The 12,439-nt window shown below is 65.7% G+C and carries 17 protein-coding genes; 15 read left to right on the top strand and 2 right to left on the bottom strand.

The genetic code is table 11. The features are described from left to right. The first annotated feature begins 5 nt into the window (after window positions 1-5). The 6 genes from hisD (at window position 6) to hisA (ending at window position 4,974) form a co-directional block, all read left to right on the top strand. Entirely contained in the window at window positions 6-1,322 is a 1,317-nt protein-coding gene (gene hisD / locus ACSFBL_RS13695; protein ID WP_435516327.1) for a histidinol dehydrogenase, read from the top strand. A gap of 23 nt (window positions 1,323-1,345) precedes the next feature. Next, a complete protein-coding gene (locus ACSFBL_RS13700) occupies window positions 1,346-1,705 on the top strand; it encodes a hypothetical protein (RefSeq protein ID WP_435516328.1) in 360 nt (119 codons plus the stop codon). A 5-nt stretch (window positions 1,706-1,710) separates the two neighbouring features. Next, complete coding sequence (gene hisC, locus ACSFBL_RS13705) at window positions 1,711-2,802, top strand: histidinol-phosphate transaminase (protein WP_435516329.1); 1,092 nt, start codon at window positions 1,711-1,713, stop codon at window positions 2,800-2,802. After that, window positions 2,799-3,428 carry an imidazoleglycerol-phosphate dehydratase HisB gene (hisB, locus tag ACSFBL_RS13710; RefSeq protein WP_435516330.1) on the top strand — a complete coding sequence of 210 codons (630 nt, stop codon included), beginning with the start codon at window positions 2,799-2,801 and terminating at the stop codon, window positions 3,426-3,428. The genes hisC and hisB overlap by 4 nt, the downstream gene beginning before the upstream one ends. A 4-nt stretch (window positions 3,429-3,432) precedes the next feature. Continuing rightward, on the top strand, window positions 3,433-4,083 hold the full coding sequence (gene hisH, locus ACSFBL_RS13715) for an imidazole glycerol phosphate synthase subunit HisH (RefSeq protein ID WP_435516331.1): 651 nt from the start codon (window positions 3,433-3,435) through the stop codon (window positions 4,081-4,083). 147 nt (window positions 4,084-4,230) lie between these two features. Continuing rightward, the gene (gene hisA / locus ACSFBL_RS13720; protein WP_435516332.1) at window positions 4,231-4,974 is read left to right on the top strand and encodes a 1-(5-phosphoribosyl)-5-[(5-phosphoribosylamino)methylideneamino]imidazole-4-carboxamide isomerase; all 744 of its coding nucleotides are present in this window, start codon (window positions 4,231-4,233) and stop codon (window positions 4,972-4,974) included. Window positions 4,975-5,085: 111 nt separating this feature from the next. Here hisA and ACSFBL_RS13725 read toward each other — a convergent pair whose 3' ends face one another. Together ACSFBL_RS13725 and ACSFBL_RS13730 are read right to left on the bottom strand one after the other, a co-directional pair. Beyond that, window positions 5,086-6,021: an amino acid ABC transporter substrate-binding protein gene (locus ACSFBL_RS13725; RefSeq protein ID WP_435516333.1), complete on the bottom strand. Its 936-nt coding sequence runs from the start codon at window positions 6,019-6,021 to the stop codon at window positions 5,086-5,088. A 7-nt stretch (window positions 6,022-6,028) separates the two neighbouring features. Then, a complete protein-coding gene (locus tag ACSFBL_RS13730) occupies window positions 6,029-7,336 on the bottom strand; it encodes a dicarboxylate/amino acid:cation symporter (protein ID WP_435516334.1) in 1,308 nt (435 codons plus the stop codon). Between the two features lie 122 nt (window positions 7,337-7,458). On the opposite strand from ACSFBL_RS13730, the gene ACSFBL_RS13735 reads away from it, so the two are divergent. The 9 genes from ACSFBL_RS13735 (at window position 7,459) to tatC (ending at window position 12,418) form a co-directional block, all read left to right on the top strand. Continuing rightward, window positions 7,459-8,301, top strand: coding sequence for a D-hexose-6-phosphate mutarotase (locus ACSFBL_RS13735; protein ID WP_435516335.1), 843 nt, complete (start codon window positions 7,459-7,461; stop codon window positions 8,299-8,301). A gap of 30 nt (window positions 8,302-8,331) precedes the next feature. Then, window positions 8,332-9,111: an imidazole glycerol phosphate synthase subunit HisF gene (hisF, locus tag ACSFBL_RS13740; RefSeq protein ID WP_435516336.1), complete on the top strand. Its 780-nt coding sequence runs from the start codon at window positions 8,332-8,334 to the stop codon at window positions 9,109-9,111. A gap of 14 nt (window positions 9,112-9,125) precedes the next feature. Continuing rightward, window positions 9,126-9,527: a phosphoribosyl-AMP cyclohydrolase gene (gene hisI / locus ACSFBL_RS13745; protein WP_435516337.1), complete on the top strand. Its 402-nt coding sequence runs from the start codon at window positions 9,126-9,128 to the stop codon at window positions 9,525-9,527. Beyond that, entirely contained in the window at window positions 9,524-9,907 is a 384-nt protein-coding gene (locus tag ACSFBL_RS13750; RefSeq protein WP_435516338.1) for a phosphoribosyl-ATP diphosphatase, read from the top strand. The genes hisI and ACSFBL_RS13750 overlap by 4 nt, the downstream gene beginning before the upstream one ends. Before the next feature lie 9 nt (window positions 9,908-9,916). Next, on the top strand, window positions 9,917-10,306 hold the full coding sequence (locus ACSFBL_RS13755) for a DUF4870 family protein (RefSeq protein WP_435516339.1): 390 nt from the start codon (window positions 9,917-9,919) through the stop codon (window positions 10,304-10,306). After that, window positions 10,296-10,655 (top strand): histidine triad nucleotide-binding protein, encoded by a 360-nt coding sequence (locus tag ACSFBL_RS13760; protein ID WP_435516340.1) that lies wholly within the window; start codon window positions 10,296-10,298, stop codon window positions 10,653-10,655. Before ACSFBL_RS13755 ends, ACSFBL_RS13760 begins: the two co-directional genes overlap by 11 nt. 195 nt (window positions 10,656-10,850) lie before the next feature. Continuing rightward, window positions 10,851-11,087, top strand: a complete 237-nt coding sequence (gene tatA, locus ACSFBL_RS13765; protein ID WP_435516341.1) for a Sec-independent protein translocase subunit TatA — start codon at window positions 10,851-10,853, stop codon at window positions 11,085-11,087. Window positions 11,088-11,098: 11 nt separating this feature from the next. Next, a complete protein-coding gene (gene tatB, locus ACSFBL_RS13770; protein ID WP_435516342.1) occupies window positions 11,099-11,560 on the top strand; it encodes a Sec-independent protein translocase protein TatB in 462 nt (153 codons plus the stop codon). A 60-nt stretch (window positions 11,561-11,620) separates the two neighbouring features. Then, complete coding sequence (gene tatC, locus ACSFBL_RS13775; RefSeq protein WP_435516343.1) at window positions 11,621-12,418, top strand: twin-arginine translocase subunit TatC; 798 nt, start codon at window positions 11,621-11,623, stop codon at window positions 12,416-12,418. Window positions 12,419-12,439 lie beyond the last annotated feature (21 nt).

Below are 12,439 nucleotides of genomic sequence, written 5' to 3' on the forward strand. Positions count from 1 at the left end.
GTGCGATGAACCTGCAAGCTGACCCCGCCCGTCTTTCCACCACGTCGGCCACCTTCGAGGCCGATTTCAAGGCGCGCCTGCATTGGTCCGCCGAGGCGGACGCGGCGATCGAGCAGGTGGTGGCCGACATCCTGGCGGACGTGCAACGTCGCGGCGACGAGGCGGTGCTGGAATACACGCGCCGCTTCGACCGGCTCGCCGTGGCCGGCATGGATGCGCTCGAACTCACGGCCGCCGAATTGCGCGCCGCCTTCGAGTCGCTGCCTGCCGTGCAGCGCGACGCGCTCGAAGCCGCGGCACGCCGGGTTCGCAGCTACCACGAGGCGCAGAAGAAGGCCAGCGGCGAAAGCTGGAGCTACCGCGACGACGAGGGCACCCTGCTGGGCCAGAAGGTCACGCCGCTCGACCGCGTCGGCATCTACGTGCCCGGCGGCAAGGCTGCGTATCCGTCCAGCGTGCTGATGAACGCGATTCCGGCGCATGTAGCGGGCGTGGGAGAAATCATCATGGTCGTGCCGACGCCGGGCGGTGAGAAGAATCCGCTTGTGCTGGCCGCCGCGCACGTGGCGGGCGTGACGCGCGCCTTCACCATCGGCGGCGCCCAGGCCGTGGCGGCGCTCGCCTACGGCACGGCCACCATTCCGGCCGTCGACAAGATCACGGGGCCCGGCAATGCCTATGTGGCCGCCGCCAAGCGGAGGGTCTTCGGCACCGTGGGGATCGACATGATCGCCGGCCCGAGCGAGATCCTGGTACTGGCCGACGGCACGACGCCGCCCGAGTGGGTGGCGATGGACCTGTTCAGCCAGGCGGAGCACGACGAGCTCGCACAGAGCATCCTGCTGTGCCCGGACGCCGACTACATCGAGCGCGTGCAGCAGGAAATCGACCGTCTCCTGCCCTCGATGCAGCGCGCCGGCATCATCGCGGCCTCGCTCAACGGACGCGGCGCGCTGATCCAGACCCGCAGCATGGAAGAGGCTTGCGAGATCAGCAACCGCATCGCGCCGGAACACCTGGAGGTCAGCAGCCGTGATCCTCACCGCTGGGAGCCGCTTCTCAAGCATGCCGGCGCGATCTTCCTCGGCGCCTACACCAGCGAGTGCCTGGGCGACTACTGCGCCGGCCCCAACCACGTTCTGCCTACGAGCGGGACGGCGCGCTTCAGCTCGCCGCTGGGCGTCTACGATTTCCAGAAGCGATCGAGCCTCATCGAGGTGAGCGAGTCGGGCGCGCAGGTGCTCGGCCGTATCGCGGTGACGCTGGCCGAAGGCGAAGGGCTCGCCGCGCACGCCGAGGCGGCCCGCATGAGATTGCGCTGATGGCGCCGGGGAAAGGTGCCGTGATGCGAATCCGATTCAACCGTCTGGGGTTGCTGCTTGTCCTCCTGGCCGGCGCCGCGAGCGCGCAGGCCATGACCATTCGCGAAATGCGGACCCTGGAGGCCAACGAGAAGGACGGCAAGCTCTACGCCAACTACTACCTCGTCGGCGTGATGGAAGGCCTGCGAGAGGCCAGCGAGGCAGCGCAGCGCGCCGGCCAGAAGCCGCCTTTCTGCATCAATGGCCGGAAACTCGAGCCTTCGATGGCGCGCTCCCTCTACCAGTCCGAACTGACGCGCAACGCCGACAACTACGAAGCCGACATGCCGGTGCAACTCGTCGTCTCGTCCGCACTGCGCAACAGCTACCGCTGCAACCCCTGAACCCCATGACCTCCAAGACCGTCACCTCCCTTGCGCTAGGGCGCATCCGTGCCGACGTGCAGTCCATGCACGCCTACGCCGTGCAGGATGCACGCGGCCTGATCAAGCTCGACGCGATGGAGAACCCCTACGGCCTGCCGGCGGAGCTGCAGTCGGCGCTCGGCCAGCGACTGGGCGCGCTCGCCCTCAATCGCTACCCGGGCGACCGCGGGGCCGATCTGCAGCGCGCCCTGGCCGCGCACGCTGCCATGCCGGAAGGTTTCTCGCTGATGCTGGGCAACGGCTCGGACGAGCTGATTTCGCTTCTCGCCATGGCTTGCGACCTGCCCGGCGCGGCCATCGTCGCGCCCGTCCCCGGATTCGTGATGTACGCGATGAGTGCGCAATTGCAGGGCCTCCGCTTCGTCGGCGTGCCGCTCACCGCCGACTTCGAGCTGGACGAGGGCGCCATGCTGGACGCAATTGCGCAGGAGAAGCCCGCCATCGTCTACCTGGCCTACCCGAACAACCCCACCGCCAATCTCTGGGACGACGCCGTGATCGAGAAGATCATCGACGCCCAGGGCGCGCAGGGCGGCCTGGTCGTCATCGACGAGGCCTACCAGCCCTTCGCCGGCAAGAGCTACATCGACCGGGTGGCCCGCCACGGCCATGTGCTGCTGATGCGCACGCTCAGCAAGTTCGGGCTCGCGGGCGTCCGCCTGGGCTATATGATGGGTCCGGCTGCGCTGGTCGCCGAGGTCGACAAGGTCCGCCCGCCCTACAACATCAGCGTGCTGAATTGCGAGTGCGCGCTGTTCGCGCTCGAGCACGCCGACGTGTTCGAGTGGCAGGCGGCCGACATCCGCAGCCAGCGCGACCGCGTCTTCGAGGGGCTGGCGCGATTGCCCGGCGTGAAGAGCTGGCCCAGCGATGCCAACATGATCCTGGTGCGTGTTCCCGATGCGACAAAGACCTTCGAGGGAATGAAGGCGCGCGGCGTGCTGGTCAAGAACGTTTCTAAAATGCATTCCCTGCTCGCGAACTGCCTGCGCCTGACCGTCGGGACCGCCGACGAGAACGCGCGGATGCTCGCGGCACTCCAGGCCTCACTATGAACACCCCCACGGCACCCGAAGCAGTCGTCGCAGCCGCCGCGCGCGTGGCGTCGGTCACGCGCAACACGGCTGAAACCAAGATCACGGTCCAGGTCAACCTCGACGGCACCGGCCGCTCGAAGTTGTCGACCGGTATCGGATTCTTCGACCACATGCTCGACCAGATCGCCCGCCACGGGCTGATCGACCTCGACATCGACTGCAAGGGTGACCTGCACATCGACGGCCACCACACGGTGGAGGACGTCGGCATCACGCTGGGCCAGGCGGTCGCCAAGGCCGTGGGCGACAAGAAGGGCATCCGCCGCTATGGCCATGCCTACGTGCCGCTGGACGAGGCGCTGAGCCGGGTGGTGATCGACTTCTCCGGCCGCCCGGGCCTGGTGATGGACGTGCCCTTTACGAGCGGCATGATCGGCACGTTCGACAGCCAGCTCACCTATGAATTCTTCCAGGGCTTCGTCAATCACGCATTCGTGACGCTGCACATCGACAACCTCAAGGGCGTGAACGCGCACCACCAGTGCGAGACGGTGTTCAAGGCCTTCGCGCGGGCGCTGCGCGGGGCGCTGGAGCTCGATCCGCGCTCGGCCGGCGTGATTCCTTCGACGAAGGGGTCGCTCTGATCCCATGACCAGCAATACTGTTGCCGTCGTCGACTACGGCATGGGCAACTTGCGATCGGTGTCGCAGGCGGTCCAGCATGCGGCCGACCAGGTCGGGGTGGAGGTGTTCGTTACCTCCGACCCGGACGTCGTGCGCCGGGCCACGCGCGTGGTGCTGCCGGGGCAGGGCGCCATGCCCGACTGCATGCGCGAACTGCGCGACTCGGGACTCCTGGAGCCTGTGCTGGAGGCTGCGGCGAGTAAACCCCTGTTCGGCGTCTGCGTCGGCATGCAGATGCTTCTGTCGCACAGCGACGAGGGGCCGACCGACGGGCTGGGGCTGATTCCGGGCAACGTCCGGAAATTCGAGCTCGCGGGCCGCACCCAGCCGGACGGCAGCCGCTACAAGGTGCCGCAGATGGGCTGGAACCAAGTGCGGCAGGTGCGCCCCCATCCGGTCTGGGCCGGGGTGCCCGACCAGAGCTATTTCTACTTCGTGCACAGCTTCTACGCCCGCCCGGACGACGCCAGCCACAGCGCCGGCGAGGCGGAGTACGGCGAGCGCTTTACCGCTGCCGTCGCACGCGATAATATTTTTGCCACCCAGTTCCACCCGGAGAAGAGTGCGGACCATGGGTTGCAGCTCTATCGAAATTTCCTCCACTGGAATCCCTGACACCTTGAACGGATCGACCGCTCGGCCCGGACCTGCGCCTGCGGCGCCCGCCCGAATCTGAGTACGATCGCGCATTTCGCCACCCACTTCCGTTCGTCCGCTCGATCTCCCTGCGATTTCATCGTTCGTTCCACGCAATCCCGCACCATGCTCCTCATTCCTGCGATCGACCTCAAGGATGGCCACTGCGTTCGCCTCAAGCAAGGCGACATGGACCAGTCCACCACGTTCAGCGAAGACCCGGCCGCCATGGCGCGGAAGTGGCTCGAGGCCGGCGCACGGCGGCTGCACCTGGTCGACCTGAACGGCGCCTTCGCCGGCAAGCCGCAGAACCACGGGGCCATCAAGGCGATCCTGAGGGAAGTGGGCGACGACATCCCGGTGCAGCTTGGCGGCGGCATCCGCGACCTCGACACCATCGAGCGCTACATCGACGACGGGCTGCGCTACGTGATCATCGGCACCGCCGCGGTCAAGAACCCCGGCTTCCTGAAAGACGCCTGCAGCGCCTTCGGCGGCCACATCATCGTCGGCCTCGACGCCAAGGACGGCAAGGTCGCGACCGACGGCTGGAGCAAGCTGACCGGCCACGAGGTCGCCGACCTGGGCAAGAAGTTCGAGGACTACGGCGTCGAATCGATCATCTACACCGACATCGGCCGCGATGGCATGCTGTCCGGCATCAACATCGAGGCCACCGTCAGGCTGGCCCAGGCGCTGTCCATCCCGGTGATCGCCTCGGGCGGACTGTCGAACATGGCCGACATCGACAGGCTTTGCGCCGTCGAACCCGACGGTGTCGAAGGCGTGATCTGCGGTCGGGCCATCTACTCGGGCGATCTCGATTTCACCGCCGCCCAGGCCCGAGCCGACGAATTGGCAGAGCAGTAGCTCGCCCCCAGGCTTGCCCACTTCGTGTGGCCGCCAACCCCCTCCCCGGGGGCAACGCCGGCGGAACGGCAAAGCCGCTCCGCGGCGTTTCCCGAAGGGCCGCGTCGCCGGCTATTCAGACTTGATGGCCATCGTCTGGATGATCGTTTCCAGTTGGGGGCTCATCGGCAGGTTGATGCTGGTGCCTGACGGCAGCTTCCGCAGGAACCAACGCTTGTACTGCCGCTCGATCTCGCCGTCTTCGGCCAGGTCGTGGAAGGTGCTGTCGACGACCGCCTTCAGCTGCGGATCGTTCTTCCGGTACATCACCCCATAGGGGTCGTAAGACAGGAAATCGCCGACCACGTGGTAGTCGCTCGGGCCTTGGGCGGCGCCCCGGTCCTGCGCGATCAGGCCGTACAGCAGTACGTCGTCGGTCGCGAAGGCATCGGCCTTCCCCGCCTTCACGAGCGCAAACGATTCGGCATGGTCGCGTGAAGCCACCAGGTTCAGTCCGAGCTTGAATCGGGTCGACAGATCCCGCATCGTCTTCTCGTTGGTGGTCCCGCTGGTCACCGCGACCGTCTTGCCGGCCAAGTCGGTATAGGACTGGATCGGCGAACCCTTCTTGACCAGCAACTTGGTGCCGGACACGAACATCGTCGGCGAGAAGCTCACGCGCTTCTGCCGTTCGAGGTTGCTCGTGGTCGACCCGCACTCGAGATCGACCTGCCCGTTGACCACGGCGTCGATGCGGGTCTCGGAAGTCACGGGCACCCACTTTGTCGCCAGTTCCTTGTGCACCGCCTCGCCCATCGCCTCGACCAGCGCCTTGCACAGTTCGATCGAATAGCCGATCGGCTCGTTGCGGGCGGAGAGATAGGAAAAGGGCACCGAGGACTCCCGGTAGCCGATGGTGACCGTTCCCGAGTCGCGCACCTTGGCCAGCGTCCCTGTCAGCGCCGCTGGCGCAGCCGGCTCGGGCTCCGTCTGGGCCGTCGCCGTGAACGACAGGCACAGCAACCCGCCGAGCAGCGCCGCGGCCATCGACAGCTTCTGCACTTGCATGATGGCCTCAGGCGTGCGCAGGATGGGCGAGGGTGGCCGCCAGCTCGGCGTCCATCGACCGGGCGTTCGCCTCGGCCTCGCTTTCGGTGAGCAACTCACCCTCCCACTTGGCCACGACCGCCGTCGCGATGGAGTTGCCCACCGCGTTGGTCGCCGAGCGGCCCATGTCCAGGAAGGTGTCCACACCCAGGATCAGCAACAGGCCCGCCTCGGGAATGTTGAACTGGTTCAAAGTGGCCGCGATCACCACCAGCGACGCACGCGGCACGCCGGCCATCCCCTTCGAAGTGAGCATCAGGATCAGCAGCATGGTGATCTGGGTGCCGATCGTCAGCGGGATGTCGTAGGCCTGGGCGATGAACAGCACGGCGAAGGTGCAATACATCATCGAGCCGTCGAGGTTGAAGGAATAGCCCATCGGCATCACGAAGCTCGAAATCTTGCGCCTGACTCCGAAACGGTCGAGCGCGATGAGGATCTTCGGATAGGCAGCCTCCGAGCTGGCCGTGGCAAAGGACAGCAGGAAGGGCTCGCGGATGAGCTTCAGCAGCTTGACGATGCGCGGCCCCAGGAACACGAAACCGGCAAACGCGAGCACGCCCCAGAGAATGAACAGGCTGAGGTAGAACCCGCCCATGAAGACGGCGAACTTGAGCAGGATCTGCAGGCCGTTGGTCGCCACCGTCGCGGCCATGGCGGCCATCACGGCCAGCGGGGCGAGCTTCATCACGTAGCCGGTGATCTTGAGCATCGCGTGCGAGAGCTCGTCGATCGAGGCGACCAGCGTCTTGCCCTTCTCACCGAGCGAGGCGAGGGCGACGCCGAAGAACATCGAGAACACCACGATCTGGAGGATCTCGTTGTTCGCCATGGCCTCGACGAAGGACTTCGGCACCACATGGCCCACGAAGTCCTTCAGCGTGAATTTCGAAGTCGCGAGGTTCGCGGAGGACCCGATGTCCGGCAGCGGCAGGCCCAGGTTGTGCCCGGGTTGGAGCAGGTTCGCCATGATCAGGCCCAGGATGAGCGACACCAGCGAGGCCGTGACGAACCATCCCAGCGCCTTGCCGAACACGCGTCCGACCGAGGCAGCGTCCCCCATGTGCGCGATGCCGACGACGAGGGTGGAGAAGACCAGCGGCCCGATCAGCATCTTGATCAGGCGCAGGAACACGTCCGACATGATCGAGATGTAGCCGGCGATCTCGGCCGCGGATTTCTTGTCGGGAAAGTTGATGAAGACCATGTAGCCGAGCACGATCCCGATGACCATCGCGATCAGAATCCAGGCGGCTGGCGGCAGTTTCCTTCTCATGGGAGCTCCTTTGAGGGTCGTCTCTGGCCGACAGTTCGCATCCGGCAACCGTCTGCTGATGTGATTTCAAGCGAAATAGGCGCCGGCTGCAATGCCGATCGGCCCAAACCTAGAATCGGGGCATGTCACTCCAAGCCCTCGACTTCCGCGGCCAGCCGGCCGTGCGTACCTCCCTCCCCGGGGGCGACAGCTGCACGGTGGCGCTGCATGGCGGTCACGTGCTGTCCTGGATCACCGCCGATGGCGTGGAGCGGCTCTACCTGAGCCCCGATGCGCGCTTCGATGGCCACAGCGCCATTCGCGGCGGGGTGCCGATCTGCTGGCCGCAGTTCAACATGCGCGGGCCCCTGCCCAAGCATGGTTTCGTGCGCAACGTCGCGTGGCAGGCCGAATCCGACGAGGGGGACACTAAACGCCGCGCGCTCGTCCTGTCGCTGCACTCCGACGAGGCCACGCGCGCGATCTGGCCGCATTCGTTTCGCGCGCGTCTCTCCGTCACCCTGGCCCCGCACCAGCTCCGCATCGCACTGACGATCGACAACACGAGCAGCGGACCCTGGTCGTTCGCGGCGGCCTTGCACAGCTATCTGCGAGTGGATGAAGTGACCGCCGCTCGTCTCGAAGGCCTGCAGGGCGCCAATCGATGGGACGCGGTGCGTGACGACCGCCATGTCGAACTTGCGGCCGCACTCGGCTTCGGCGAGGAATTCGACAGCGTCTATGCTGCACCCGCTCGCCCGTTGCGCCTGGTCCAGCCGTCCGGCACGCTGGAAATCTCGCAAAGCGCCAGTTGCACCGAGACCGTGGTGTGGAACCCGGGTCCGTTGCTGAGCGCCAAGCTCGAGGACTTGCCCGACGACGGCTGGCGCCACATGCTCTGCGTAGAGGCCGCGCGCATCGACGAGTCGGTCCTGCTGGCACCGGGCGGCCAGTGGCAGGGCTGGCAGCAGCTCCGCGTCCTTTGATTTCTGTCTGAACCTCTCTGAACGTTTCCCATGCTTGCCAAACGCATCATTCCCTGCCTCGACGTCACGGGTGGCCGTGTCGTCAAGGGTGTCAACTTCGTCGAGCTGCGCGATGCCGGGGATCCGGTGGAAATCGCGGCGCGCTACAACGCCCAGGGCGCCGACGAACTGACCTTCCTGGACATCACGGCGACCAGCGACGGGCGCGACCTGATCCTGCCCATCATCGAGGCCGTGGCCTCGCAGGTCTTCATTCCCCTGACCGTCGGCGGCGGCGTCCGGACCGTCGCGGACGTGCGGCGCCTGCTCAACGCCGGCGCGGACAAGACCAGCTTCAATTCCGCCGCCATCGCCAATCCCCAGGTGATCGAGGACGCCTCCGGCAAGTACGGCGCGCAGTGCATCGTGGTGGCCATCGACGCCAAGCGGCGCAGTGCCGAAGACGCGGCGTCGCGCGGTCCCGGATGGGATGTCTACAGCCACGGCGGCCGCAAGAACACCGGACTCGACGCCGTGCAGTGGGCCGTCGAAATGGCGCGCCGCGGCGCCGGCGAGATTCTCCTGACCAGCATGGACCGTGACGGCACCAAGAGCGGATTCGATCTCGAACTCACTCGCGCGGTGAGCGATGCCGTCAGCGTGCCGGTGATCGCATCGGGCGGCGTGGGCAGCCTCGAGCACCTGGCGGACGGCATCCAGGCCGGCGGCGCCGACGCCGTGCTGGCAGCCAGCATCTTCCACTACGGCGAATTCACGGTCGGTGAAGCCAAGCAGCGCATGGCCGACCGCGGCATTCCGGTCCGGCTGTGACCGACAATAGCTCCATGAACTGGTTGGATGACGTGAAGTGGGATGCGAACGGCCTTGTGCCGGTGATCGCGCAGGAGCGGGGCAGCAACGACGTGCTGATGTTCGCCTGGATGAACCGCGAGGCGCTCGCGAAGACAGCGGAGCTTGGCCGGGCCGTGTACTTCAGCCGGTCGCGTGGCAAGCTGTGGTTCAAGGGTGAGGAATCAGGGCATGTGCAGACCGTCCACGAGATCCGGATCGACTGCGACAACGACGTCATCCTCCTGAAGGTGACCCAGACCGGCCATGAGCCGGGCATCGCATGCCACACCGGCCGTCACAGCTGTTTCTTCAGCAAATACGAAGATGGGCGCTGGACCGTGATGGAGCCGGTTCTCAAAGACCCCGCCTCGATCTACACACCGTCCCCAAGATGAGCACTCCCGAACGAAACGCCGAAGACGCGCTGGCGCGACTGGCCGCCGTGATCGAAAGCCGCTTGCCGGCCCGCGGCGGCGACCCCGACAAGAGCTATGTCGCGCGGCTGCTCCATCGCGGCCCCGATGCCTTCCTCAAGAAGATCGGCGAGGAAGCGACCGAAGTCGTGATGGCCGCAAAGGATGCCGACCATGGCGGCGATCGCGCGAAAGTGGTGAACGAAGTGGCCGATCTCTGGTTCCACAGCATGGTGGCGCTCGCGCACTACGGCTTTGCGCCGCGCGACGTGGTGGCGGAACTGGAGCGCCGCGAGGGCACCAGCGGCATCGAGGAAAAGGCCTTGCGCAAGGCGCAGGATCGTGAAGCTTCCAACGACTGAGGGGACACCATGCCGAACGACATCGTGACCGTCGAGCCCGACGACTCGCTCAAGACATGGGGCTGGATCAGCTACATCCTGCACCTGGTGGTGGCGGTCGGCGCCGTGCTGCCGGGCGCCCAGGCTTCCATCGGCCTGCTGCTGATCGCCCTCGTGATCGACCTCGTCAAGCGCGACGATGCCGCGGGCACCTGGCAGGCCTCCCACTTCAGCTGGCGCATCCGGTCGGTGCTCTGGGCCGGCCTGCTGTACGTGCTGACCTCGTGGCTGTGGCTGCTGCTGTTCGTTCCGGGCTGGATCGCCTGGGGCCTGATTTCCCTCTGGTTCCTCTATCGCATCGTCAAGGGGATGGTGCGCATGAATGCCGGCCGATCCATGGAGCCTTCCAATGTCCTCTGACCCGAATTGCGTCTTCTGCAAGATCATCGAAGGGAAGATTCCCTCGCGAAAGGTCTACGAAGACGACGAGCTTTTCGTCTTCCACGACATTGCGCCGTGGGCACCGATTCACTTCATGATCGTGCCGAAGCGCCACATTCCGTCGATGGCGCAGGTCACCGCCGACGATGCCGCGTTGCTGGGCAGGATCATGACGCTGGCACCGAAGCTCGCCGTGGAGCAGGGCTGCAGGCCGTACCCTGAAGGCGGCTTCCGCATCGTCGTGAATACCGGCGCCGAGGGTGGACAGGAGGTTCACCATCTCCATGTCCATGTCATGGGCGGGCCACGACCCTGGTTGAAAGGGTGACTCGCCCCCAGGCTGCGCGCACTTCGTGTCGCTTCGCCTACCCCCTACCGGGGGCAACACCTGTGGACCGGCGAAGCCGGATCCCCGGTGTTTTCCGCGTTCTCGCGTTTCCGGCTGCCAGGTGAGCTGATAGCCATCGTTTTCGGGCGGTCAATTCCGCCGACTAAAATCGTTCACATTCTTCAGGAGTAATCCATGGGTTCACTTTCCATCTGGCACTGGCTGATCGTGCTGCTCGTCGTCGTGATGATTTTCGGTACCAAGAAGCTGCGCAACATGGGCTCGGACCTCGGTGGCGCGGTCAAGGGCTTCAAGGACGGCATGAAAGACGGCGCGGCGGCTGATACACCCGTTGCGCCGAACGCCCAGGTCACTGGCAACACCACCGCCGACAAGTCGACGATCGACGTCGAGGCGCGTCAGAAGTCCTGAGCCAGGCATCCGTGATCGATCTCGGCATCTCGAAACTCGCACTGATCGGCGCGGTCGCGCTGATCGTCATCGGGCCGGAAAAGCTGCCGCGCGTGGCACGCACCGTCGGCACCCTGCTGGGCAAGGCGCAACGGTACGTGAACGACGTCAAGGCCGAGGTCAATCGCTCGATGGACCTCGACGAACTGCGCAAGATGAAGGACACCGTTCAGGAGGCTGCCCGCGACGTCGAGCACAGCATCCAGTCCGGCGCCAGCGACTTCGAAAAGCAGTTCTCCGAAAGCGGCCAGATGCTTTCCGAACTGGCGGAACCGACGGCGCCTTCCTATCCGGAATACAAGCACCCACGCAAGAACTGGCGCCTGAAGCAGGGCGCCACGCCGCAGTGGTACAAGGCGCGCAACGGCGTGCGCACCAAGGCGCTTTCAGGGGCAGCGCGCGTGGCCCGTTACCGCCCCCACAAAATCAACTAGCCGCATCGCCGATCCGGTAGCGCCCAGCGCGCTTCCATTTCCTGCCCGCAGCGCCCCCACATGGCCGATCCCACCGACAAGAACAAAGAAGACGAACTGGCCGGCACCGAGCAGCCTTTCGTCCAGCATCTCATGGAGCTGCGGGATCGCCTGCTCTATTGCATCTACGGCCTTGTGGTGGCCGGCATCCTGCTCGCCATCTGGCCCGGTCCCGCCGGCCTGATCGACCTGATCGCGGTGCCGATTCGCGCCCACATGCCGCCCGACGCGAAGCTGATCGCCATCGGCGTGTTCTCGCCGTTCTTCGTGCCGCTCAAGGTGCTGGCGATGACGGCGGTGCTGCTGGCGCTGCCCTGGCTGATGTACCAGTGCTGGATGTTCGTGGCGCCGGGCCTCTACAGCCACGAGAAGAAGTTCGCGCTGCCGCTGATCTTCTTCGGCAGCCTGCTGGCCTACGCCGGGATCGCCTTCGTGCAGTTCTTCGTGCTGGACAAGATGTTCGGCTTCATCCAGAAGTTCACGCCGCCTTCGGTGAATGCCACGCCCGATATCTCGTCGTATGTGGAGGCGATCCTGTCGCTGTACATCGCATTTGGCGTGGCCTTCCAGGTGCCCATCGTCGTCATGCTGCTGGTGCGCTTCGAGATGGTCACCATCGAGAAGCTGAAGTCTTTCCGTGGCTACTTCATCGTGGTCGCGTTCGTCGTGGCCGCGATCCTGACGCCGCCGGACGTCGTCTCGCAACTCGCGCTGGCGATTCCGATGTGCCTGTTGTACGAAGTCGGCATCATCGGTGCGCGCTACTTCGCGAAGTACACCAAGGCGCCTGAGGAAAGCGCGGACTCCGCGCAGCCCTGAGCCCGGGCGCCTGGCGCCCGC

This window comes from Variovorax glacialis, from assembly GCF_051216375.1.
Taxonomy (GTDB): Bacteria; Pseudomonadota; Gammaproteobacteria; order Burkholderiales; family Burkholderiaceae_C; genus Variovorax.

Excerpts from the sequence above, each read along its gene's own strand:
- hisH (WP_435516331.1), top strand. The coding sequence starts at position 3,433 with ATGACCAGCAATACTGTTGCCGTCGTCGACTACGGCATGGGCAACTTG.
- tatA (WP_435516341.1), top strand. The coding sequence starts at position 10,851 with ATGGGTTCACTTTCCATCTGGCACTGGCTGATCGTGCTGCTCGTCGTC.
- hisA (WP_435516332.1), top strand. The coding sequence starts at position 4,231 with ATGCTCCTCATTCCTGCGATCGACCTCAAGGATGGCCACTGCGTTCGC.
- hisC (WP_435516329.1), top strand. The coding sequence starts at position 1,711 with ATGACCTCCAAGACCGTCACCTCCCTTGCGCTAGGGCGCATCCGTGCC.
- ACSFBL_RS13725 (WP_435516333.1), bottom strand. The coding sequence starts at position 6,021 with ATGCAAGTGCAGAAGCTGTCGATGGCCGCGGCGCTGCTCGGCGGGTTG.
- ACSFBL_RS13730 (WP_435516334.1), bottom strand. The coding sequence starts at position 7,336 with ATGAGAAGGAAACTGCCGCCAGCCGCCTGGATTCTGATCGCGATGGTC.
- ACSFBL_RS13760 (WP_435516340.1), top strand. The coding sequence starts at position 10,296 with ATGTCCTCTGACCCGAATTGCGTCTTCTGCAAGATCATCGAAGGGAAG.
- tatC (WP_435516343.1), top strand. The coding sequence starts at position 11,621 with ATGGCCGATCCCACCGACAAGAACAAAGAAGACGAACTGGCCGGCACC.
- hisI (WP_435516337.1), top strand. The coding sequence starts at position 9,126 with ATGAACTGGTTGGATGACGTGAAGTGGGATGCGAACGGCCTTGTGCCG.
- ACSFBL_RS13750 (WP_435516338.1), top strand. The coding sequence starts at position 9,524 with ATGAGCACTCCCGAACGAAACGCCGAAGACGCGCTGGCGCGACTGGCC.
- ACSFBL_RS13735 (WP_435516335.1), top strand. The coding sequence starts at position 7,459 with ATGTCACTCCAAGCCCTCGACTTCCGCGGCCAGCCGGCCGTGCGTACC.
- ACSFBL_RS13755 (WP_435516339.1), top strand. The coding sequence starts at position 9,917 with ATGCCGAACGACATCGTGACCGTCGAGCCCGACGACTCGCTCAAGACA.
- hisF (WP_435516336.1), top strand. The coding sequence starts at position 8,332 with ATGCTTGCCAAACGCATCATTCCCTGCCTCGACGTCACGGGTGGCCGT.
- hisD (WP_435516327.1), top strand. The coding sequence starts at position 6 with ATGAACCTGCAAGCTGACCCCGCCCGTCTTTCCACCACGTCGGCCACC.
- hisB (WP_435516330.1), top strand. The coding sequence starts at position 2,799 with ATGAACACCCCCACGGCACCCGAAGCAGTCGTCGCAGCCGCCGCGCGC.
- ACSFBL_RS13700 (WP_435516328.1), top strand. The coding sequence starts at position 1,346 with ATGCGAATCCGATTCAACCGTCTGGGGTTGCTGCTTGTCCTCCTGGCC.